The organism is Mycobacterium sp. NGS50, assembly GCF_059812545.1.
The window spans coordinates 1-22,646 of record NZ_JCALCW010000029.1 but is presented as its reverse complement, the minus strand read 5'-3'; the positions used below and the strand labels follow the sequence as shown (position 1 = coordinate 22,646).

Below are 22,646 nucleotides of genomic sequence, written 5' to 3'. Positions count from 1 at the left end.
CGTGCCACACTGAATACATGGCTGCGCTGTCGGCGCTGGTGTTCACGCTGAGCTGGTGGTTGGGGCTGTACCTGCTGGCCCGCGACCCGCGCAAACCGGTCCTCGTGCTGGCCGCGATCGGGTTGTGCGGGTTCGCGATCGTGGTGGCGGCCGACGCGATCCGGGTGGTCGCGGACCTCGACTGGCTCAGCCACCTGGAGGTCTATCTGGTCGGTGTTCCCGGCGTGGCCTGGTTCGCGGTGCTCGCCGAGCTGTGCCGACCCAGTGACAGCACCCGGGCACGCACCCGGGAACTGCTGCTCGTCGGCGTCGTCGCGACCCTGACCGTGCTCGGCGCGGCCATGGCCGGCAGCGTCGACGGGCCGCTGCGGCTCGGCCATTGGGTGATGTGCGCGGTGATCTCGGTGTCGACGCTGGCCGCGATGGGCACGGCGCTGCTTCGGCCCGCCCAGCCGATCAGCGTGGTCGGTGTCGCTGTGGTCGCCACCCTGTTCTTCGCACTCGCCAACGCCATCCTGATCATTCCGCTGGGGCTGGTACCCAGCGGGCTGGCGTTGGCATCGACCGGCTTCGACGTGCTGCTGCTCGGGGTGGCGGTGGCGTTGTGGGATGCCTTCGACGAAGGCCAGGCGCTGCGCGCCGACATGCTGCGCTCGTGCATCGGCACCGCGGTGGTCGCGGTGGTGTTCGGCGGTCAGGCGTTGATCGGGATGGCGGTCACCGACGGTGCGCGGACCGCCCTGACGGTCCTGCTGTTCACCAGCCTGGCGGTGGCGATCGCGGTGCAGGTGTTCGCCGACCCGCTGGCCGGATTGCTGGACCGGGTGGTGTTCTGGCAATCGCCTACGCTGCGCGCCGACCGGGCCGCGCTGCGCAGCACCGAGGCCGCACTGCCGTTGCGTGCCGCCGGCCCCCTCGACGACGTGGACGACGACACCTTCGCCCGGCTCACCCGTCGCGCGCTCGGCCACTACAGCGACCTGTCCAAACTGGTCGCCAGTCCCCTGACCGCGTTGCCGGTGATCGACGAGCGCCTGGCCGCCCGCGGGGCTCCCGACCGGCCGCTGGAGCGGGCCAACGAACTCAAGGCGCTGCTGGCCGATCACATCACCCGGCTCAAGCCGCGCGACGGCGGCGAGTTCGGCACCACCGAGCAGTGGCGTTACTACAACGCGCTGTACTTCCCGTACGTCGCCGGGGTGCGGGCGTACGCGCAGAACGCGACCGCCACCGGCCTGGATCCCACCGCCCGGCAGGCCTGGCAGTGGCTGGTCACCGAGGTGCCCCAGCGGTCGCTGCACAACTGGCAGAACTCCGCGGCCCGGCTCATCGCCGCCGATCTGCGCGGCCGGGTGCCGGAGATGCGCTGACGTAAACCCCCTTTGACCTGCGGTTGGCAGTAGTTGGCAGCGCGCGGTGTCGACCTGGCAGCGCGGTGTGCGCAGTCTCGGAGGTGTTACCCCACACCGACACGTCAGGAGACACCGATGACCGCCATCGCCACCCGGCCACTGTCCGACTCGACCGACTCCCTGCTGCGTTTCGCGATGCGGGCCGACGCCACCCTCACCGGGCTGGGCGGCCTGATCGTCGCGGCAGCCGCCGGCCCGATGTCGTCGCTGACCGGCCTGACACCCGCCCAGGAGTACGGCATGGGCGCCTTCTTCGTCCTCTACGGCTTGGCCGTGTTCAGCCTGGCGGCGCTGCCGAACCTGCACCGCGCCGGTCTGGGCGTCGTGATCGCCAACATGGTGTACACGGTGCTGGCCGCCGCCGTGGTGGTGGACGGCTTGGTGCCGCTGACCGCCGCGGGTGTCGTCGTCACCCTGGCCAGCGGCATCTACACGGCGTTCTTCGCGCTGCTGCAATACCTCGGGGTGCGCCGTCTGGCGTGACTCCCGCCCCGCCGGTGCGGGGCGCCACCGTTCGAGGTTTACGGTGTGCAGCCCCGCGCCGGCCCCCCCTGGTCCCAACCGCGCTGGTCCCAAGCGCGCCGGTCCCAAGCGCGCCGGTCCGAACCGCGCCGGTCCGAACCGCGCCGAATGTCGGGTTTTGTCACGCATTCGGGCGAAAAACGTGCATCAAGCCGACACTCGGCACACACCTGATTGGAGCAACCTGCCATGCCTGATATCGACCTGTCCGCCGGCACCATCCGCTACCACGACAGCGGCGACGGTCCGCCGATCCTGTTCGTGCACGGCCTGCTGGTCAACTCATCGCTGTGGCGCAACGTCGTCGCCACACTCGACGGCCGGTTCCGGTGTCTGGCACCGGACTTGCCGTTGGGCGCCCACCCCCACCCGATGCGCGCCGGCGCCGACATGAGTCCCCGCGGCGTGGCCCGCCTCATCGCGGAATTCCTCGACGCACTCGACGTCGAGGAGGTGACGGTGGTGGCCAACGACACCGGCGGCGCGGTCACCCAGCTGCTGCTCGCCGAGGGCTGCCCGCGGATCGCGCGGGTGGTGCTGACACCGTGTGATTCGTTCGACAACTTCTTGCCGCGGTCGCTGCGGATCCTGCAGCACGTGCCGCGGGTGCCGGGTCTGCTGACGGCCAGCGCACAGCTGCTGCGGCTCGGTGTCGTGCAACGGATGTCCTTTGCGACGCTGGCCAAGCGGCCGATTCCAGCCGAGATCGTGGCCGGCTGGGTGCGGCCGGGCATCACCGACGGTGGCGTCCGGCGTGACGTCGGCACCTTCCTGCGGGCCATCGACTACCACGACACCCTGGCCGCCGCGGAGGTGTTGCGGAGCTTCACCAAACCGGTGCTGCTGCTGTGGCCGCGCAGGGCCCCGTTCTTCCCCTTCTCGCACGCGCAACGCTGGCTCGAGCTGCTCCCCGCGGCTCAGCTCGTCGAGGTGCCCGACTCCTACGCCTTCGTGTCTGAAGACCAGCCGCAGTTCACCGCCGAGGCCATCGCGAGTTTCGTTGCGGCCGAAAGCAGGCCGGCGCGGTGAGGACATCCAAGGCTCAGGGCGTTTTCGTCAGCGTGTGCTCCATCAAGGAGGTGGCCATGCTGCACGCATCGACGCCCGGGGAATCGGGGTTGACCCACCACCCGACCACGCCGGCCGCGTCGCTGGCTACCCCGCATGCGCCGTTGGGATCGTGAGGTCGCGTCACGATCGAGGGCACGTCGGCGATGACGGTGTCTTCGATCTGATACTTCAAGCTCTGCGCGACCCGCCGCTCGTTGTCGAGATTTCCTAACGCGAACCACGATCGGGTGAGCTTGAGGTGGGTGGAACCGGTCGCAATATGCCAGCCGCAGACCACGCCCGTGAAGGTCAGTGTGACATCCGGTTCGGCAGTGTTGACAACCGCGGCGATATCGGGGGCAAGGGTTTGGCATCCACGTAAGAGGTTGGGGAATTGCAGAGCAGAGGTGTTGTCAGGTTTGCCTGAGATGGTTGTGAGCGCACCGATCGCCGCGATGGAGTCGGCGGCGAACTTTTTGGCGATGGTGCATGGGTCGGGAAACGGCTTCTGGGAGAAGATGATCGACCACTCGATGTAGTCGTCGCTGGAGTACAGCTGGACACCGACTTCGCACAGGTTGTTACCGAGATTGGGGTCGGTCCCGACGGCGACGAATCCGTCATGGCCGTCGATCTTGAGATCGTCGACTGAGTTGCGGCTGGCTTCTTCTGTTTTGCGCTCGACTTCGATGGGGGTGCCGCGATACCACACGAACGAGAAGCGCGGCCCGTTGGCATCACCGTTCTGCAGCCACTGACAGCTGACCGAGTTTTTCGCCACGGCAACCAGATTGGGCACTTCGGTGACCAGCTGGAGGGCCTGCTCGTTGATGCCGCCGCATGCCGGGACGAAGGGTCCTTGGAAGGCCTCGGTTGATGGCGTCGCCGGATGTCTGGACTGGTGACCGCTGACGCTGAGGGTGATGACGGTGGCGACGACGGTGACCAGCGCCGCCGCGGCAGCAGCGATCGCCGGGACCCGGCGCCACCACGGGCGCGCATGATGCGGGGTTTGTCCGTTGGGCGTCCCGGTGTGGGAATGCGCCGGCGCGGAGAATGGCTGCGGATTGTGCTGGGTTGCGGCCAACGGTGATGTGTATGGGTAAGTGACCGGTGGTGCCGGCTGCGCTTCCGCGAAAGCCTGAGGTGCGGGCGCCCAGGGCGACGTGGAGGTCAACGCTGCGCGCGCCGCGGCGGCCAGGTGCTTGGTGGTCGGGTAGCGCTCGTCGGGATCCTTGGCCATCCCGCCCGTGATCACGGCGTCCAGCGCCGGCGGCAGGCCAGGCCGCGCCTGGGAGGCCAGTGGGGGTGGCGTCCACAGATGTGCGCTGGCCAGCTGTTCGAAACCATCGCCGGAGAACGGCTGTTGCCCGGTGAGCGTCTGATAGAACACGCAGGTCAGGGCGTAGACGTCGGCGCGGGCGTCGGTCTGCCCGCCGGAGAAGCGCTCGGGCGCCATATATGCCCAGGTGCCGATCGTGACGCCGACATTGGTCAGGGCCGTGCGGTTGACGCTGCGTGCGATCCCGAAATCGATGAGGTAAGCGAAATCTCCGTCGCCCAGCAGGATGTTGGACGGCTTGACGTCGCGGTGGATCAACCCGCTGCGGTGGGCCGCGTCGAGCGCGGACGCCACCTGCTCGACGATCGCGACGGCACGGGCGGGCTCAAGCGGTCCGGCGGCCAGCACTGACTGCAGGTCTTGGCCCTCCACCAGGCGCATGTCGACATAGAGCCGGCCGTCGATCTCGCCGAAACTGTGGATCGGCACCACGTGGGGTTCGTTGAGCGCGGCAGCCGTGAGGGCTTCGTGGCGGAAGCGTTGCTGGAACTCCTCGTCGTCGGCGAGGTGGGCCGGCAGGACCTTGACGGCGACAATCCGGTGAGTCTCGGTGTCGAATGCGCGCCAGACCTCGCCCATACCGCCGCGGCCCAGCAATGCCTGCAGTTGGTAGCGGCCAAATGACGTCCCCTCCATCGCCGCACTATAAACCGTTGTGTCACGGCGCCGGCGGAAGGCACCAAGCGTGCTACAGCTTGCGCAGCCGCAGCCGGTTGATCGAATGGTCGGTGTCCTTGCGCAACACCAGCGTGGCCCGCGGCCGGGTGGGCAGGATGTTCTCCACCAGGTTGGGCCGGTTGATGGACCGCCAGATCTCCCGGGCGGCGACCATCGCCTGCTGATCGTTCAACGCCGAGTAGTGGTGAAAGTGCGACGCCGGGTCGGCGAACGCCGTCGAGCGCATGGTGAGAAACCGCGAGACGTACCAGTGTTCGATGTCCTCGATCCGCGCGTCCACGTACAGCGAGAAGTCGAACAGGTCGGACACCATCAGGGTGGGCCCGGTCTGCAGGACGTTGAGGCCCTCCAGGATCAGGATGTCGGGATGGCGGACCACTTGCTTGGCGTCGCGGATGATGTCGTAGTGCAGGTGTGAATAGACCGGCGCGCAGACGTAATCGGAGCCCGATTTGACCGACGTCACGAACTTCATCAGCGCACGACGGTTGTAGCTTTCCGGAAACCCCTTGCGGTGCATGAGGTTTCGCCGCTGCAGCTCGGCATTCGGGTACAGGAATCCGTCGGTGGTCACCAGATCCACCCGCGGGTGGTGGTCCCAGCGGGCCAGCAGCGCCTGCAGCAGACGGGCGGTGGTCGATTTGCCGACGGCGACGCTGCCGGCCACCCCGATGACGAACGGCACCGGTCGATCCGGATTCTGCCGGGGCTCGCCGAGGAACTCCGCGGTGGCGGCGAACAGTCGCTGCCGGGCGGCGACCTGCAGGTGCAGCAACCGGGCCAGCGGCAGGTAGACCTCTTCGACCTCGCGGAGATTGACCTGCTCACCCAGGCCACGCAGCCGGACCACGTCCTGCTCGGTCAGTGGCTGCGGCGTTGACATGCGCAGTGCACGCCATTCTTTCCGGTTGAACTCCACGTAGGGGCTCGGCTCGCTCGGCCGCGGCATCCCCTCAGTGTTCCAGCAGGGGCCGGGTGGTCGGCGGCGGGGTGTGACCTTGGATACCGTTGGCGGTCATGGAGCCCGCTGCCCTGATCCGTGAGTACCTGCTTCTCGGTCTGCGTTTCGACCGGATCGAGCCCGGCTACGTCGACTCCTTCACCGGTGACCCGCTGCTGCGCCGAACCGTCCAGGACGAGCCGGCGCCGCAACCCGCGGAGCTGGCGCGACAGGCCGAACGGCTGATCGAGGCCCTGCCGGCCGGCCTGGAGCCCGCGCGCGTCGAGTACCTGCGCGTGCATCTGCGGGCGTTGCGCAGCGCCGCGCGCAAGTTCGCCGGGGACACCATCGGCTTCGTCGACGAGGTCCGTGACTACTTCGACGTCGAGATCACCAAGGGCGACCCGGACCGCTACCGCGGCGCGCACGCCCGGCTCGACGAGGCGCTGGGCGGCAGCGGGCCGCTGGCCGACCGGATGGCCGCCCACCGCGCCGCCGAGGAGATCCCGCCGCAGCGGCTGGCCGAGTGCATCGAGGCGTTCTCGTCGGCGCTGCGCGACCGGGTCCGCGCCGAATACCCGCTGCCGGACACCGAGACCGTGACCTACGAGGTCGTCACCGACAAACCCTGGTCGGGGTTCAACTACTACCTGGGTGACTACCGGTCCACCGTCGCCGTCAACGCCGACCTCAAACAGCTGATGTCGAATCTTCCGCGGCTGGTGGCGCACGAGTCCTATCCCGGCCACCACACCGAGCACTGCCGCAAAGAGGCCGGCCTGGTGGCGCGGCACGGCCAGGCCGAACAGACCATCTTTCTGGTCAATACGCCGCAATGCCTGATGGCCGAGGGTCTGGCCGACCTGGCGCTGTACGCGGCGATCGGGCCGGGCTGGGGGGCCTGGGCCGCCGAGATCTACGCCGACCTGGGCCTGCGGTTCGACGGTGAGCGGGCCGAGCTGATCGCCGAGGCGACCGGGGCGTTGATCGACGTGCGCCAGGACGCGGCGCTGATGCTGCACGACGAGCACTGCGACACCGACGACGTCGCGGCCTATCTGCAGCGCTGGCTGTTGGTGACCGACGATCGGGCCCGCCAGATGCTGCGGTTCTTGTCCTCGCCGCTGTGGCGTGCCTACACCAGCACCTATGTGGAGGGGTATCGGCTGCTGCACGGCTGGCTGGATGCCCGCCCGGTCGGGGTCACCCTGGCCGAGCGGTTCGGTCGGTTGCTGGACGAGCCGCTGATCCCCTCGGCGCTGCGCTGACGGACGGTCCGGCAACGCCGTGCTGCAGGTCCAACGGCGCAGGTTCGTGGCGAGGACGCGGCATCGGAGCTCGCCGTGCCGCGTGACAAAATGGACGCCGTGACCGCTGCAGCTGAAACCCACTCCTCCGTCATGTCGGCCCCGCTGGCCGAGGTCGACCCCGCCATCGCCGACCTGCTCGGCAAGGAGCTGGGCCGGCAGCGCGACACGCTGGAGATGATCGCCTCGGAGAACTTCGTGCCGCGCGCGGTTCTGCAGGCCCAGGGCAGCGTGCTGACCAACAAATACGCCGAGGGGCTGCCGGGTCGTCGCTACTACGGCGGCTGCGAGCACGTCGACGAAGTCGAGAACATCGCCCGCGACCGCGCCAAGGCGCTGTTCGGCGCCGAGTTCGCCAACGTGCAGCCGCACGCCGGTGCACAGGCCAACGCCGCGGTCCTGCACGCACTGATGGACCCGGGGGACCGGCTGCTGGGCCTGGACCTGGCCAACGGCGGGCACCTGACCCACGGCATGCGGCTGAACTTCTCCGGCAAGCTCTACGAGAACGCCTTCTACGGAGTCGACGCCACCACCCACCTGATCGACATGGATGTGGTGCGCGCCCAGGCCAAGGAGTTCCGGCCCAAGGTGATCGTGGCGGGCTGGTCGGCCTACCCGCGGACCCTGGACTTCGAGGCCTTCCGCTCCATCGCCGACGAGGTCGACGCCACGTTGTGGGTGGACATGGCCCACTTCGCCGGGCTGGTCGCGGCCGGTCTGCACCCGTCGCCGGTGCCGCACGCACGGCTGGTGTCCACCACCGTGCACAAGACCCTGGGCGGCCCGCGGTCCGGGCTGATCATGGGCAAGAAGGAGTTCGCCAAGACCGTCAACTCGGCGGTGTTCCCCGGCCAGCAGGGCGGGCCGTTGATGCACGTGATCGCCGCCAAGGCGGTGGCCCTCAAGATCGCGGGCACCCCGGAGTTCGCCGAGCGTCAGCAGCGCACACTGACCGGTGCCCGCATCATCGCCGACCGGCTGCTGGCGGCCGACGTCGCCAAGACCGGGGTGTCGGTGGTCAGCCGCGGCACCGACGTCCACCTGGTGCTGGTCGATCTGCGTGACTCCCCGCTGGACGGTCAGATGGCCGAGGACCTGCTGCATGAGATCGGTATCACGGTCAACCGCAACGCCGTGCCGAACGACCCGCGCCCGCCGATGGTGACCTCGGGTCTGCGGGTGGGCACCCCGGCGCTGGCCACCCGCGGCTTCGGGGACACCGAGTTCACCGAGGTCGCCGACATCCTCGCCACCGCGTTGGCACAGGGCAACGGGGCCGATGTGCCGGCGCTGCGGGCCCGGGTCACCCGCCTGGCCCACGATTTCCCGCTGTACCAGGGGCTGGAGGACTGGCCGCTGATCGGCCGCTGAGCCCCCCGGTCAACGCGGGCGGGCCACGCCGACACGGCCGACCCGATTTCAAAAAACATGTGAATTCGGGTTACAGTTACTTTCATGGCTGTGAGACCCGTCGCTAACGCGCTGATCCTCGAACTCGAACCGGTGGTCGCCGCCAACCTGGTCCGTCACCTGGACTCCCAGAGCCCCTGGTACTCGCACGACTACGTGCCCTTCGACCAGGGTGAGAACTTCGCCTTCCTGGGCGGCCGCGACTGGGATCCCGAGCAGGCCAGCCTGCCCCGGCTGATCACCGACGCCCTGGAGATCCTGCTGATCACCAAGGACAACCTGGGCGGCTACCACCGCGAGCTCGTCGAACACTTCATCCTCGAAGACCAGTGGGGTCGCTGGATCGGCCGCTGGACCGCCGAAGAGCACCTGCACGCGATCGCGCTGCGCGAATATCTGGTGGTGACCCGCGAGATCGACCCGACCGCCAACGAACTGGTCCGCTTCGAGCACGTGTGCAAGGGCTACCGCGCCGACAAGTACAGCCAGGTGGAGACCCTGGTGTTCATGGCGTTGTTCGAGCGCGCCCACGCCGTGTTCTGCCGCAACCTGGCCGCACGTATCGAGGAGCCGGTGCTGCAGGGCATGGTCGAGCGGATCGCCGGCGACGAGGACCGTCACGAGGAGTTCTTCGCCAACCTGGTCGCGCACTGCCTGGACTACACCCGCGACGAGACGGTGGCCGCCATCGCCGCCCGCGCCGCCGAACTGGGCGTCGTCGGTGGCGACATCGAGCCCTACCAGGACAAGGTCGCGGCCATGGCCGAGCACGGCATCTTCGGGCCCGAGCAGCTCAAGCAGGTCATCTCCGACCGGATCACCGCCTGGGGTTTGGCGGATCAGCCCGAACTGCAGCAGTTCGTCCTGCGGTAAGGAAATCTTCGCGGGCACCCGGGCGTAACAGCCCGGCGTGTCGGCCAGGTTACTCACACGCTCCCGACAGGGCGGCGGAGTAGCGTCGCAACCGATGGCTAGCGACATGCTCTGCTATCCGGGCGGTACCTCCCACTACGGCAGGACCGGTCCCGGTCCTGGTGCCGCAGCCCCCGTCGACAGGCTCGCGCGGGGCCGCGCGAGGCAGGAGCGCTCGTGACTGATTCGCCGTCGGTTGCCCAAGACGTCCTACGGACCTATGTGCTCGACACCTCGGTTTTGCTGTCGGATCCCTGGGCGTGTACCCGGTTCGCCGAACACGAAGTCGTCGTCCCCCTGGTGGTCATCAGTGAACTGGAGGCCAAGCGCCATCACCATGAGCTGGGCTGGTTCGCACGTCAGGCGCTGCGCCTGTTCGACGATCTCCGGCTGGAGCACGGGCGTCTCGACCAGCCCATACCCGTTGGGACGCAAGGCGGGATGCTGCACGTCGAGCTCAACCACAGCGACCCGGCGGTGCTGCCGGCCGGGTTTCGCACCGACAGCAACGACTCCCGGATTCTGACCTGTGCCGCCAACCTCGCCGCCGAAGGCAAGCGGGTGACGTTGGTGAGCAAGGACATTCCGCTGCGGGTCAAGGCTGCCGCGGTGGGCCTGCCCGCCGACGAGTACCACGCCCAGGACGTCGTCACGTCCGGATGGACCGGCATGACCGAGCTCGAGACGTCGTCGGAGGACATCGACACGCTGTTCGCCGAAGGTGTGATCGATATGGCGGCGGCCCGGGATCTGCCCTGCCACACCGGGGTTCGGCTGCTGGGCGGCAACTCGCATGCCCTGGGCCGGGTCAACGCCGCCAAACAGGTGCAACTGGTCCGCGGTGACCGGGAAGCCTTCGGGCTGCACGGGCGCTCCGCCGAACAGCGGGTCGCGCTGGACCTGCTGCTCGACGAATCGGTGGGCATCGTGTCGCTGGGCGGCAAAGCCGGCACCGGCAAGTCGGCGCTGGCGTTGTGCGCCGGCCTGGAGGCGGTGCTGGAGCGACGCACCCAACGCAAGGTGGTGGTGTTCCGGCCGCTGTACGCCGTCGGCGGCCAGGAGCTGGGATACCTGCCGGGCAGCGAGAGCGACAAGATGGGCCCCTGGGCGCAGGCGGTGTTCGACACGCTGGAGGGCCTGGCCAGTCCCGCGGTGCTCGAGGAGGTGCTCTCCCGCGGCATGCTGGAAGTGCTGCCGCTGACCCACATCCGCGGCCGCTCGCTGCACGACTCGTTCGTCATCGTCGACGAGGCACAGTCGTTGGAGCGCAACGTGCTGCTGACCGTGCTGTCCCGGTTGGGCACCGGCTCGCGGGTGGTGCTGACCCACGACGTGGCCCAGCGCGACAACCTGCGGGTGGGCCGGCACGACGGGGTGGCCGCGGTCATCGAGAAGCTCAAGGGGCATCCGCTGTTCGCCCACATCACGCTGCTGCGCAGCGAGCGTTCACCGATCGCGGCGCTGGTCACCGAGATGCTCGAGGAGATCAGCGGCCCCGAGCTCGGCTAATGCTTACGCGTTGACTCTGCACCCACGGCGCCATCTACTCGCAGTTTGTCGCCGTGGCTGCAGCGTCAACGCCGCCGGTAGGCTGCCGGTGTGGCCAAACGACCCGACAACCAGGCGTGGCGGTATTGGCGCATGGTGGCGGGCCTGGTGGTCGCGGTCGCGGTCCTGCTGATCGGCGGGCTGACCGGGCACGTGCGCCGCGCCGAAGCCGACACCGACTGTGCGCAGGTCAAATGTGTGGCGCTGACCTTCGACGACGGACCCAGCCCCTACACCGACCGGCTGCTGCGCATCCTGGCCGACAACGACGCCAAGGCCACCTTCTTTCTGATCGGCAACAAGGTGGCCGCCAACCCGGCGGGCGCCAAACGCATCGCCGACGCCGGGATGGAGATCGGCAGTCACACCTTCGAACACCCCAACATGACCACGATCCCCGCGAGCGCCGTCCCCGCCCAGCTGTCCAAGGCCAACGACGCGATCCGCGCCGCCACCGGGCACGCGCCGACGCTGTGGCGACCGGCCGGCGGGCTCACCAACGACGCGGTCAACGCCCAGGCCGCCAAGCTCGGGCTGGCGGCGATCCTGTGGGACGTCATCCCGTTCGACTGGATCAACGACGCCAACCTCGCCGCCAGCCGCCAGGTGCTGATGACCCAGATCAAACCGGGATCAGTGGTGCTGTTTCACGACACCTATTCCTCCACAGTGGATTTGGTCTACCAGTTCATCCCGGTGCTCAAAGCCAACGGCTATCACCTGGTGACCGTGAGCCAGCTGCTGGGCCCGCGCGCGGCGGGCAGCGTCTACGGCGGGCGGGACAACGGCGCGCCGGCCAACGACCTGCACGACATCGCACCCGACCAGATCCCGTCGCTGCCGGCCACCCCGTCGCCGCCGCCGATGCCGAACGTCCCGATCACCGACATTCCCGGCGCCAACTCCGGCGGCCCCAACAACGGCGCGTAGCCCCAGCCCGACCCCGCGCGAGCAGACGCAAATGTGCTCCAAATCGCGGTGTTTTGGGCACATTTGCGTCTGTTCGGCCCTAGCATTCTTGACACGTTGACACAAAGAAGTAATCTTTGTGTCAACGTTCCGAGAGGAGTCGTCCGATGACAGCAGTCGCGCACCATCCGATCGACACCGACCACGACGCCCGCGCCGTCCGTCCCCGGGTGATGGCCCAGTTCCGCAAGCATTCCGGCAGCGTGTTCTCCGGGCTGTTCGGCGCCGCGGCATTCGACGAGGTCGCCCTGGTGCCGGTGGCCGCCGCGGTGGACAAGACCGGACGCTTCGAACGTAACTTCACCGACCGCGGCATCCGCAGCGGATTCTCGGCGCTGCTGGCGATCTGGGGTGACGTCGACGACCGCGCCGCCGAGGGGGAGCGGCTCAAGTCGCTGCACCGCGACGTGCGCGGTTTCGGCACCGGCGACTTCGCCGGGGTCCGCTACAGCGCGCTGAGTCCTCCGCTGTGGAATTGGATTGCGGTCAGCGGGATTTTCGTGATCTTGCATTCGTTCACCCCGGTCACCGGCATCGAACTCTCGGCGGCCGAGCAGGAGGCCGCCTACCAGCAACTCGTGCACGCCTTTCGGGCGATCGAGCTGCCGGGCAAGTCCGCCAAGCTGCCGGCGACCTACCCCGATGCCGTGCGCTACTACGACGAGGTGGTGCAGACCGAGCTGCAGGGCAACCCGTTCCTGGACCGGGTGACCGCCGGGCTGACCAAGTTGCCGCTGCCCTCGGCGGTGCCGGCGCCGGTGCGGGTCGCGATCACGCCGCTGTGGCGGGTCGTGCGCAGCGGGGCCGGGCGGGTGGTCAAGGTCTGCTCGTTCGGGATCATGCACCCCGGTGTGCGTAAGCTGACCGGTTTCCAGTGGCAGCCCCACCACGATGTCGAATTCGGCGTCTACACCCGGCTGACCCAGCTGGCCTGGCGGGTGCTGCCGGACCGGTTGGTGCTGGTGCCGTTGGCATACAACCGCCTGCAGTACGAGAAGCTGGTCCGGCTGCACCGCTCGGTGGCGCTGGACTCGTTCGCGCCGCCCGGCTGTCCGGTCGGCTGACATACTTCCGTCAATGCCCAGACGAAGCACCGCCAGTCCCGGCGAGCAGGAGGACGCCATCCTCAAGGCGGCCGCCGAGGAGGTCTCGCTCGTCGGTGTCGGGCGCGCCAGCCTCGACGTCATCGCCCGCCAGGCCGGGGTCAGCCGCAGCACGCTGTATCGCCGCTTCCCCAGCCGGGATTCGTTGATGGCCGAATTGGGGCGCCGCACCTTCGATTTCGCGATGGCGCGGCTGCGCACCGTCGCGATGGACTCCGGCCCCCAGGAGGCGGCGGTCGCGGCCTTCCGCGAAGGTCTTCGCCTGCTGACCAGCGAGCCGGTGATGCGCAAGTTCCTGCGCCTCGACGACGACCTGACCTCGCTGAGCGGGATGTATCAACAGGCTGAGGTGTTTCTCGACAACGCGGCCACCGCGATGGCCAAGGCGCTGCGCGCCGCCGGTGCCACCATGCCCGACGCCGACCTGCGGGCCGTCGCCGAACTGCACATCCGGACGGCGTGCTCGATCGCGCAGGTGCCTACCAGCGTGCTCGATGTGCACGACGACGCCGCGGTGCGCAGCTACGCGCGCCACTACCTGGCGCCGCTGGTGCGCTGAGCCGGGGCCGGGGGCCGGGGGCCGGGGCCTACTTCTTCACCTTGAGCGCGGCGATGATCGTGTCGATCATGGCGCGCGAGCCCGAGTCGCCGATCGGCGAGGCGGCGAAGAAGATGGTGACCGGCGTGGTCTTGACCGCGATCACCACGACGGAGTCACCCGGCACGCTGCGGGAGGTGTCGCCGATGGTGATGTCGGCGTCCACCCGGGCGGCCTCGGTGCCGTCGACCTTGATCGACGAAGACTTGCTGGGCCCCAGCGACGGGTCGGCGTTGGCGTAGCCGGGTCCGTCGGCCACACAGGTCAAGAACTTCGACGCCTGCGCCGCGGGGTCCATGCTGGTCACGAAGTTGGACTCGGCGACCTCGGCCTGCATGATCCACTTGCTGGCGCCGGGGACCTCGTGGGCCACGCCGAGTGCGTCGATGGCGTTGGGCAGCGTGTCGTCGCCGAACATCGTCCATCCCGGTGCCGCGCTGGCGGGGAAGGACAGTGCGCCGGCGCTGATATCGCCGCCGTTGGTGGGGATTCCGCCCGAGACGTTGTCGGTGCAGTCGGTCGCGGTCTGTTCCGAGGGGCCCGGCGACGCCTTGCCCGACGGTGCGGTCGCGCTGGGGCTGGGGCTTGCGGCGGTCGAGCCGCCGCCGTGGCTGCGGTTCACCGCCAGGAACACCACCAGGCCGATGACCACCAGCAGCACCACACCGACGCCGATCAACCACGGCAGCGGTGAGCGGGGACCCTTGGGCGGCGGTCCCGGCGGGTACGCGCCGGCCGGCCAGCCGCCGGGCGGGTAGGGCCCCTGCGGGCCGGGCGGGTAGGGGCCCGGCGGGTAGGGGCCGGGCTGGGCCGGGCCGCCCGGGTAGGGGCCCGGCCCATACGGGTTCGCGCCGGAGGGATCCTGACCGTAGGGGTCGCCGCCGGGGGGAACCGTCATCGCTGAACCAGCCTTTGCTTTTGGGGGCCGCCGCGACGCGCCGGCCGCGTTCCGTGCAGTATGCCGCGTTGTCCTCACCCCGATCGAGCCCCGGTCGATCACGATTCGACGGCGCTTTCGGCTGATGCTGTGCGCGCCTGAGACCACGCCACGTGGAGTTCACCGCGAACACCGGTGTACAAGTGCGTCAATTTTGCTCATTTTCCCTTGGCGGGGTTGGATACGTGGAAGCCTGTTCAGCACATCCTTGGCTTTGGCTCACGCCAGGCATAAAATGCGCCCGCATTGCGTCACTTCGTGGCGCCACGTCATCCGAAGGGAACCCGGCACCGATGGCCGCAAACCGCAGCAGCAAGGGAAATCGTCAGGCGCGGCGGCGCGGTCGTAGTCGTGTCGTGGGGTTGGGTGCGGCTGCCGCAGCGGTCGCGGCGTTCGGGATGACCCCGTTGGCCCCGGCGCCCGCGGCGCAGGCCGACGAGTTCGACTGGATCACCGACCTGTTCGACCCGGCGGCCTGGTCGGCGGACCCCGCCGGAAGCTTCGATTTGGGTGCGCTGTTCGAGCCCGGGAACTGGGACCACGGCGCCTTCGACTTCGACACGCTGTGGGGCGGATCCGCGGATTCCGGTGCGGCGTCGGCGTTGGCGGCGGCAGAGCCGCTCGCCTCCACCAGCACCGACCCGACCGTGTTGATCTACCAGCTGATCTACAACCCGATCCACACCAGCATCGAGGCCTGGATCAACAACGACGCCAACAGCTGGCTCATCAACTGGATTAACGGGTCCTACACCGGCGACGCGTGCGGCTACATCTGCGACGGTGCCGCCGGGACCGCTGACCACATCAATGGCGGTGCCGGCGGAGAGTGGTTCGGCGACGGCGGTGCCGGCTACTCGGGCCTCGCTGACGCGGACGATCCAACCTCGCAATGGCTCGCCGGCGACGGTGGGGCTGCCGGGGCCTTCGGCAACGGCGGCGCCGGTGGTAGCGGTGTCGGTACCGAGACCACTACCGGCACCGACGGTGCCGCCGATACCACCACCACTTTCCCCACGGGTGTTGCCGGCGGTGACGGCGGGGCCGGCGGCACGTTCATGGGCTTCGGGGGCAATGGCGGCGACGGCGGCGCGGGACTTGCCGGCAACGATGGAGCGGCCGGCGGCAACGGCGGTAATGGCGTCGGGAGCTTCTTCGGCGTCGGTGGTAACGGTGGTAATGGCGGTAACGGCGGCACCGGCGTGGACGCCGCAAACCCGGCCGGCAACGGTGGCGCCGGCGGCAATGCCGGTAACTCCGGCGAGTTGTACGGCGCACCCGGTAAGGGTGGTAATGGCGGTGACGGCGGAGCGGGCTACGTAGGTGCTGACGGCACCGCCGACAGTCACGGGGGTGTCGCCGGTGGCGCCGGCGGTAACGGTGGTGCCGGTGGCACTGGCGGGCTGGCGTCCGACGGGCAGAACCACGCGGTGTCGGGCAATGGCGGCAACGGCGGTGCCGGTGGTGCCGGCGGCAACAGCTTCGATGGCGCCGGCAAGGGCGGCGATGGCGGTGCCGGCGGTAGCGGCGCCGGAGCGGTCGGCTCGGCCACCGCCGGCAACGGCGGGAACGGCGGCGCCGGCGGGAACGGCAATGACGGCGGCGGCAACGGTGGTGCCGGTGCTAACGGCGCCGTCTCCGAAAAGGGTGCTTCAGGCGGAGGCGGCAATGGCGGTGCCGGCGGCGAAGGCACGGGCGAGAACGCAAACGGCGGCAGCGGTGGTGCCGGTGGTAACGGCGCCAACTCTACGGGCTCGGTTGCAGGCGGCGACGGTGGCAGCGGCGGTGCCGGTGGTAAGGGCGCCGGGGACGGCGGCAACGGTGGTATCGGTGGTAACGGCGGCACGGCCGCCGCCGGTATTGCGGGTGACGGCGGCGACGGCGGCGATGGCGGCCAGGGCACCGCGGGACTCGGCGGCAATGGTGGCGCCGGCGGTACCGGCGCTAATGCCGACACCGGTACCGGTGGCTTCGGCGGTACCGGCGGCACCGGCGGTGCGGGCGGTACCCACGGCGGGTATGGCGGCATCGGTGGCGACGGCGGCTCCGGCGCAGCAGGACAGGCCGGGGGCATTGGCGGCGTCAACAGCACGGTCGGCACCGGCGACAGCGCAGTCGGCTATGGCGGCACCGGTGGTACGGGCAATGTCACGACCGGCGCCCTCGGTGGCGGTGGCGGTGGCGGCGGTGGCGGCGGCGCGGGTAGCTCGGCCGGACCCGCCGGCGACGGCGGTCTCGGCGGTAATGGCGCTGACGGCGTAACAGGCGGCACCGGCGGCAATGGCGGTTCCGGCGGCACCGGCGGCTTCGGCCTCAACCCGGATAAAGGCGCCGACGGTGGCGCGGGCGGCGACGGCGGTCAAGGTGTCGACGGCGGCGTCGGGGGCAATGGCGGCGACGGCGGCTTCGGCGGCAACGGCTCGGGTACTGGGCAAGCGCCCGGCAACGTCAACGATCAACCTGCCGGCGCGGGCGGCGACGGCGGCAAAGGAACCGGCGAGGGCAGCCACGGCGGCAACGGCGGTAACGGGGGCGTCGGTGGCAAGGCCGGTAACGGCGGCAACGGCGGCAACGGTGACGGTGACGGCGGCACGGGCGGCGCTGGCGGCACCGGGGGCAACGCGGGCACCGGCGCGGGCAACCTCGGTGGTGGCGGCGACGGCGGCGCCGGTGGTAACGGCACAGGCGCGGACAGTGTCGGCGGCAAGGGTGGTGCTGGCGGTGCCGGAGGTAATGGCAAGACCTCGAACGGCGGCGAGGGTGGCGACGGCGGTGCGGGCTCGGGCGGCGGCACCGGCGGGGCCGGTGGAGCCGGCGGTAACGCTGCAAGCGGCGCCGGCAACCTGGGGTCCGGCGGCAACGGCGGCAATGGCGGTGCCGGCACCAACACTGACGCCACCGGCGGTAAGGGCGGTGCCGGCGGCGCTGGCGGCACCGGGTCGACCGGCGGTAAGGGCGGAGTTGGCGGCCTCGGCGGTGATGGCACCAAGGTCGGCTACACCGGCGGCAACGGTGGCGCCGGCGGAACCGGCGGGACCAACGGCACCGTCGGAACACCTGGGTCAGAAGGCCAAGACGACCTCACCCCGCCCCCGTCGGCAACGCCGACCCCGGCCCCGACCCCCGGCGGCTAGAAACGCAAAAACGCCTGAGGCGGCTCCCTTCGGAGCCGCCTCAGGCGTTTTCGGTGTCAGTCGTCCGAGAGCCGGCTCGCGAAGATGCGCCGCCGTCACGACTATGTGGATGACGTCAAGGCCCATGTACATACCCGCCGTAATATGTATGCATTGCGCTGCGGCGGACAACGATCGAGTTGGACGAGGATTTGGTGCGCGCCGCAACGTCGGTAACCGGGCAGACACTTCGATCCACGGTGGAAGAGGCACTGCGCCGCCTCGTGGCAGATGCCGACGCGGAAAAGCGGGCCCGCCGCCAACGGATCGCCGACCACATCGCGCGCGCCGGGACGCAGGTCGACGTCGATACGCTGCTCGCCGACCAGGCGTGGCAATGAGCGCCTGGATACTCGACAAAAGCGCACATGTGCGGCTGCTGGCAGGGCAGTCGCCGCCGCCGGATATCGACCTGGCCGACCTCGCGATCTGCGAGATCGGTGAATTGGAATGGCTGTACGCCGCGCGGTCTGCCGCCGACTACGACAGTCAACGCAGTTCGCTACGTGGCGCCTACCCTGTCTTGGCCGCACCGTCGGACATCTTCCAACGGGTCCGCCGGCTGCAGCACGACCTGGCTCACCATCGGGGCATGTGGCATCGCACGCCGCTGCCGGACCTGTTCATTGCCGAAACCGCGATCTATCACGGAGCCGGTGTATTGCACCGTGATCGCGACTATGCGCGAATCAGCGAGGTGCGGCCCGGTTTTCAGGCACGCGAGCTGGGCTGACCTTAGGCGTCTTTCACCTTGGCCATGGCCAGCACGTCCAGGCGCTTGTCCAGCTCGGCCTCGGATAGCTTCTCGCCGATCAGTCCGCGGTCGATCACCGTCTGGCGGATGGTCTTGCGACCCTTGAGCGCCTCCTTGGCCACCGCGGCGGCCTCCTCGTAGCCGATCGCCGAGTTCAGCGGGGTCACGATCGACGGGCTGGACTCGGCCAGCTCCCGCAGGTGCTCGACATTGGCGGTCAGGCCGACCACGCAGCGCTCGGCGAACAGCCGGGACACGTTGGCCAGCAACGTGAACGACTCCAGCAGGTTGCGGGCCATCATCGGGATGTAGACGTTGAGCTCGAACGCGCCCGCCGAGCCGCCCCAGGCGACCGCGGCGTCGTTGCCGACCACCTGGGCCGCTACCTGGGTGACCGCTTCGGGCAGCACCGGGTTGACCTTGCCGGGCATGATCGAGCTGCCCGGCTGCAGGTCCGGCAGCTGCAGCTCGCCCAGCCCGGTCAGCGGGCCCGACCCCATCCAGCGGATGTCGTTGGCGATCTTGGTCAGCGACACCGCGATGGTGCGCAGCGCACCGGACGCCTCGACCAGCCCGTCGCGGGCGGCCTGGGCTTCGAAAGAGTTGATGGCGGTGCGCAGTTCGGTGACCCCGGTCTGGGCGACCAGCACCTCGACCACCTTGGGGCCGAAGCCGTCGGGCGCGTTGAGGCCGGTGCCGACGGCGGTGCCGCCGATCGCCAACTCGCCCAGCCGCGGCAGCGTCGCCTGCACCCGCTCGATGCCGGCGGCGATCTGGCGGGCGTACCCGGAGAACTCCTGGCCCAGGGTGACCGGCACCGCGTCCATCAGGTGGGTGCGCCCGGACTTGACCACGGTGCGCCACTCGGTGGCCTTGTCGGCCAGCGCGTCGTGCAGCACCTCCAACGCCGGAATCAGCAGGCGCACCGCGGCTTCGGTGGCCGCGATGTGGGTGGCGGTCGGGAAGGTGTCATTCGACGACTGCGACATGTTCACGTCGTCGTTGGGGTGCACCGTGACCCCGGCCGCGCCCGCGATCGAGGCGATCACCTCGTTGGCGTTCATGTTCGAGCTGGTTCCCGAACCGGTCTGGAACACATCGATGGGGAACTGGTCGTCGTGGCGGCCGTCGGCGATCTCGGCGGCTGCGGCGATGATCGCGTCGGCCTTCTCCGGTGCCAGCAGGCCCAGGTCCTTGTTCACCTGCGCGCAGGCACCCTTGAGCAGCCCCAGCGCCCGGATCTGGGTGCGCTCCAGGCCGCGGTGCGAGATCGGGAAGTTCTCCACCGCACGCTGGGTCTGGGCGCGCCACAGCGCGTTGACCGGCACCCGGACCTCGCCCATGGTGTCGTGCTCGATGCGGTACTCGGTTTCGGCCATGCAGGGTCCTTGTGTTCGCAGGGTCAGGGCAGCGGATAGGCGGCTTTGGAGTCGCCGGTGAAGTCGACCGCCGAATACTCGTTGAGCTTCGACAGCCGGTGATAGGCCTCGATCATCCGGACGGTGCCGGACTTGGAGCGCATCACGATCGACTGGGTGGTGCAGCCGCCGGGGTAGTAGCGCACCCCTTTGAGCAGGTCGCCGTCGGTGACCCCGGTGGCGCAGAAGAACACGTTCTCACCGGATACCAGGTCCTCGGTGGTCAGCACCCGGTCCAGGTCGTAGCCGGCGTCGATCGCCTTCTGCCGTTCGGCGTCATCGGTCGGGGCCAGCTGGGCCTGGATCGCCCCGCCCATGCAGCGGATTGCCGCGGCGGCGATGATGCCCTCCGGGGTGCCGCCGATACCGGCGAGCATGTCGGTGCCCGAGTCGGGACGGCACGCCGAGATCGCGCCGGCCACGTCGCCGTCGGTGATCAGCCGGATCCGCGCGCCGGTGGCCCGCACGTCGGAGATCAGCTGGCGGTGTCGCGGCCGGTCCAGGATGCACACCGTCATATCGCGCACCGAGAGGTCCTTGACCTTGGCGACGGCCTTGATGTTGTCGGCGATCGGCGCGGTGATGTCGAGCACGTGGGCGGATTCGGGACCGACCGCGATCTTGTTCATGTAGAACACCGCCGACGGGTCGAACATCGCCCCGCGCTCGGCGACCGCCAGCACCGAGATGGCGTTGGGCATGCCCTTGCTCATCAGGGTGGTGCCGTCGATGGGGTCGACGGCGAAGTCGCAGTCCGGTCCGTCCTGGTTGCCGACCTCTTCGCCGTTGTAGAGCATCGGCGCGTGGTCCTTCTCGCCCTCGCCGATGACGACCACGCCGCGCATCGAGACCGAGTTCACCAACTCGCGCATCGCGTCGACAGCGGCGCCGTCGCCGCCCTCTTTGTCGCCACGGCCCACCCAGCGCCCGGCGGCCATGGCGCCGGCCTCGGTGACCCGCACCAACTCCATGGCCAGGTTGCGGTCCGGAGCCTCACGTCGGGAAGTCATGCAGCAGATTGTCCCAGAAGCCCATCACCGCTCCGGAGCTGGGATGCTGGCTGGGATACTGGTCGGGTGACCACACAGCCGCAGCCCGCACCCCGGCCGGCCAAGCCACGGCTCTTGCAGGACGGCCGGGACATGTTCTGGTCGCTGGCGCCGCTGGTGGTGGCTTGCGTGCTGCTGGCCGGCCTGGTCGGCATGTGTTCGTTCATGCCGGGGAACACCGGGCCTGCGCCGTCCTACAACGCCGTCGCCGCACTGCGGGCGGACGCCGAGACGTTCGGGTTCCCGATCCGGTTGCCGCAGCTGCCCGACGGGTGGCAGCCCAACTCCGGGGGCCGCGGTGGCATCACCGACGGCCGCGCCGACCCGGCCAACGGTCAGCGGCTGCGGGCGGTGACCTCCACCGTCGGCTACCTGAGCCCGACCGGAATGTATGTCAGCCTGACCCAGAGCAACGCCGACGAGGACAAGCTGGTCGCCTCGATTCACCCGTCGATGCACCCCAGCGGCACCGTCGACGTCGACGGCACCCGCTGGGTGGTCTACACCGGGGACTCCGAACCGGTCTGGACCACCCGGCTGAGCAGCCCCGGCGGCGCGACGCAGCTGGCCATCACCGGCGCCGGCAACACCGAGCAGTTCCGCACCCTGGCCGCGGCGACCCAGTCGCAGCCACCACTCCCAGCGAAGCGATGACGGGGGATCGATGACCGCAGCACCCGAGGCCGACCTGAGCGGATGGGACGTGGCGCCCTTCACCGGCGGCGGATTCACCCACGACGTGTACCGCAAGGGCGAGGGCCCCGGCGTGGTGCTGATCCCAGAGATTCCGGGCATCCACCCCGGGGTGCTGGCCCTGGGCAATCACCTGGTGGACAACGGGTTCACCGTCGCGATGCCCTCCCTGTTCGGCACACCGGGTGCGCCGCGGCTCAGCGTGGACGCCGTGGCGACCATCGCCCGCGCCTGCGTGACCCGCGAATTCGCGGCGTTCGCCACCAACCGGCAACGGCCGGTGTCCCAGTTCCTGCGGGCGCTGGCCCGCGACCTCAACGACAAGACCCCGGGCAAGGGTGTGGGGGTGATCGGCCAGTGCTTCACCGGCGGTTTCGCGCTGGCCGCCGCGGTCGACGATGCCGTGTTGGCCCCGGTGCTCAGCCAGCCGTCGGTGCCGATTGCGTTGACGCTCAAGCAGCGCCGCGACCCCGGGCTCTCCGACGTCGAGCTGGGCGTGATCGCCGACCGGGTGGCCAACGACGGCCTGTGCGCGCTGGGTCTGCGGTTCAGCGAGGACAGGATGGCCCCCGGGGACCGATTCGTCACACTGCGCGAGCGGCTCGGCGACGCGTTCGAAGTGATCGAGATCGACTCGTCGCCGGGCAACGCGCACGGATTCACCCGGATGGCGCACTCGGTGCTCACCGACGAGGTCCGCGAGGTGGACGGCCACCCGGCCTACGAGGCGCGCAAACGGGTGGTGGCCTTCCTCACCGAACGGTTGAAGTGACCGGCCGCCCTGGTGCGCCATTGCGCCGAACGTGTACTGAGACCGAGATTGTGGCC

At 69.5% G+C, this 22,646-nt stretch carries 20 protein-coding genes; 15 read left to right on the top strand and 5 right to left on the bottom strand.

What is annotated here, in order from left to right:
- The first annotated feature begins 17 nt into the window (after positions 1-17).
- The 3 genes from AC5Y36_RS18980 (at position 18) to AC5Y36_RS18970 (ending at position 2,963) form a co-directional block, all read left to right on the top strand.
- Complete coding sequence (locus AC5Y36_RS18980; protein ID WP_500042491.1) at positions 18-1,370, top strand: hypothetical protein; 1,353 nt, start codon at positions 18-20, stop codon at positions 1,368-1,370.
- Between the two features lie 117 nt (positions 1,371-1,487).
- Positions 1,488-1,895, top strand: a complete 408-nt coding sequence (locus tag AC5Y36_RS18975) for a hypothetical protein (protein ID WP_500042490.1) — start codon at positions 1,488-1,490, stop codon at positions 1,893-1,895.
- 228 nt (positions 1,896-2,123) lie between these two features.
- Complete coding sequence (locus AC5Y36_RS18970) at positions 2,124-2,963, top strand: alpha/beta fold hydrolase (protein WP_500042489.1); 840 nt, start codon at positions 2,124-2,126, stop codon at positions 2,961-2,963.
- 13 nt (positions 2,964-2,976) lie between these two features.
- Here the strand turns inward: AC5Y36_RS18970 and AC5Y36_RS18965 are convergent, their stop codons facing one another.
- Both AC5Y36_RS18965 and coaA read right to left on the bottom strand, forming a co-directional pair.
- Positions 2,977-4,962 (bottom strand): protein kinase domain-containing protein, encoded by a 1,986-nt coding sequence (locus tag AC5Y36_RS18965; RefSeq protein ID WP_500042488.1) that lies wholly within the window; start codon positions 4,960-4,962, stop codon positions 2,977-2,979.
- A 52-nt stretch (positions 4,963-5,014) separates the two neighbouring features.
- Positions 5,015-5,953 carry a type I pantothenate kinase gene (coaA, locus tag AC5Y36_RS18960; RefSeq protein ID WP_500042487.1) on the bottom strand — a complete coding sequence of 313 codons (939 nt, stop codon included), beginning with the start codon at positions 5,951-5,953 and terminating at the stop codon, positions 5,015-5,017.
- 68 nt (positions 5,954-6,021) lie between these two features.
- Between coaA and AC5Y36_RS18955 the strand changes: the two genes are divergently transcribed.
- The 7 genes from AC5Y36_RS18955 (at position 6,022) to AC5Y36_RS18925 (ending at position 13,755) form a co-directional block, all read left to right on the top strand.
- On the top strand, positions 6,022-7,212 hold the full coding sequence (locus AC5Y36_RS18955; RefSeq protein WP_500042486.1) for a DUF885 domain-containing protein: 1,191 nt from the start codon (positions 6,022-6,024) through the stop codon (positions 7,210-7,212).
- 132 nt (positions 7,213-7,344) lie between these two features.
- Positions 7,345-8,625 carry a serine hydroxymethyltransferase gene (gene glyA, locus AC5Y36_RS18950; protein WP_500042543.1) on the top strand — a complete coding sequence of 427 codons (1,281 nt, stop codon included), beginning with the start codon at positions 7,345-7,347 and terminating at the stop codon, positions 8,623-8,625.
- Between the two features lie 84 nt (positions 8,626-8,709).
- Positions 8,710-9,537 (top strand): acyl-ACP desaturase, encoded by an 828-nt coding sequence (locus tag AC5Y36_RS18945; RefSeq protein WP_500042485.1) that lies wholly within the window; start codon positions 8,710-8,712, stop codon positions 9,535-9,537.
- 216 nt (positions 9,538-9,753) lie between these two features.
- Positions 9,754-11,085: an RNA 5'-3' helicase PhoH2 gene (phoH2, locus tag AC5Y36_RS18940; RefSeq protein WP_500042484.1), complete on the top strand. Its 1,332-nt coding sequence runs from the start codon at positions 9,754-9,756 to the stop codon at positions 11,083-11,085.
- A 90-nt stretch (positions 11,086-11,175) separates the two neighbouring features.
- Entirely contained in the window at positions 11,176-12,054 is an 879-nt protein-coding gene (locus AC5Y36_RS18935; protein ID WP_500042483.1) for a polysaccharide deacetylase family protein, read from the top strand.
- Positions 12,055-12,200: 146 nt separating this feature from the next.
- A complete protein-coding gene (locus AC5Y36_RS18930; protein ID WP_500042482.1) occupies positions 12,201-13,157 on the top strand; it encodes an oxygenase MpaB family protein in 957 nt (318 codons plus the stop codon).
- A gap of 13 nt (positions 13,158-13,170) precedes the next feature.
- Entirely contained in the window at positions 13,171-13,755 is a 585-nt protein-coding gene (locus AC5Y36_RS18925) for a TetR/AcrR family transcriptional regulator (protein ID WP_500042481.1), read from the top strand.
- Positions 13,756-13,783: 28 nt separating this feature from the next.
- Here the strand turns inward: AC5Y36_RS18925 and AC5Y36_RS18920 are convergent, their stop codons facing one another.
- A complete protein-coding gene (locus tag AC5Y36_RS18920; protein WP_500042480.1) occupies positions 13,784-14,692 on the bottom strand; it encodes a hypothetical protein in 909 nt (302 codons plus the stop codon).
- 395 nt (positions 14,693-15,087) lie between these two features.
- Here AC5Y36_RS18920 and AC5Y36_RS18915 point away from each other — a divergent pair, with 395 nt between their 5' ends.
- The 3 genes from AC5Y36_RS18915 to AC5Y36_RS18905 all read left to right on the top strand — a co-directional run bounded on the left by AC5Y36_RS18915 (position 15,088) and on the right by AC5Y36_RS18905 (position 18,637).
- A complete protein-coding gene (locus AC5Y36_RS18915) occupies positions 15,088-17,865 on the top strand; it encodes a hypothetical protein (RefSeq protein ID WP_500042479.1) in 2,778 nt (925 codons plus the stop codon).
- A gap of 152 nt (positions 17,866-18,017) precedes the next feature.
- Positions 18,018-18,245 (top strand): type II toxin-antitoxin system VapB family antitoxin, encoded by a 228-nt coding sequence (locus AC5Y36_RS18910; RefSeq protein ID WP_500042542.1) that lies wholly within the window; start codon positions 18,018-18,020, stop codon positions 18,243-18,245.
- Positions 18,242-18,637, top strand: a complete 396-nt coding sequence (locus tag AC5Y36_RS18905; RefSeq protein WP_500042478.1) for a PIN domain-containing protein — start codon at positions 18,242-18,244, stop codon at positions 18,635-18,637. Before AC5Y36_RS18910 ends, AC5Y36_RS18905 begins: the two co-directional genes overlap by 4 nt.
- Before the next feature lie 2 nt (positions 18,638-18,639).
- Here the strand turns inward: AC5Y36_RS18905 and AC5Y36_RS18900 are convergent, their stop codons facing one another.
- A complete protein-coding gene (locus AC5Y36_RS18900; protein ID WP_500042477.1) occupies positions 18,640-20,037 on the bottom strand; it encodes a class II fumarate hydratase in 1,398 nt (465 codons plus the stop codon).
- Between the two features lie 23 nt (positions 20,038-20,060).
- A complete protein-coding gene (gene glpX / locus AC5Y36_RS18895) occupies positions 20,061-21,086 on the bottom strand; it encodes a class II fructose-bisphosphatase (protein WP_500042476.1) in 1,026 nt (341 codons plus the stop codon).
- A 66-nt stretch (positions 21,087-21,152) separates the two neighbouring features.
- On the opposite strand from glpX, the gene AC5Y36_RS18890 reads away from it, so the two are divergent.
- The gene (locus AC5Y36_RS18890; protein WP_500042475.1) at positions 21,153-21,779 is read left to right on the top strand and encodes a DUF4245 domain-containing protein; all 627 of its coding nucleotides are present in this window, start codon (positions 21,153-21,155) and stop codon (positions 21,777-21,779) included.
- Between the two features lie 10 nt (positions 21,780-21,789).
- Positions 21,790-22,590: a dienelactone hydrolase family protein gene (locus tag AC5Y36_RS18885; RefSeq protein ID WP_500042474.1), complete on the top strand. Its 801-nt coding sequence runs from the start codon at positions 21,790-21,792 to the stop codon at positions 22,588-22,590.
- Positions 22,591-22,646: the final 56 nt, after the last annotated feature.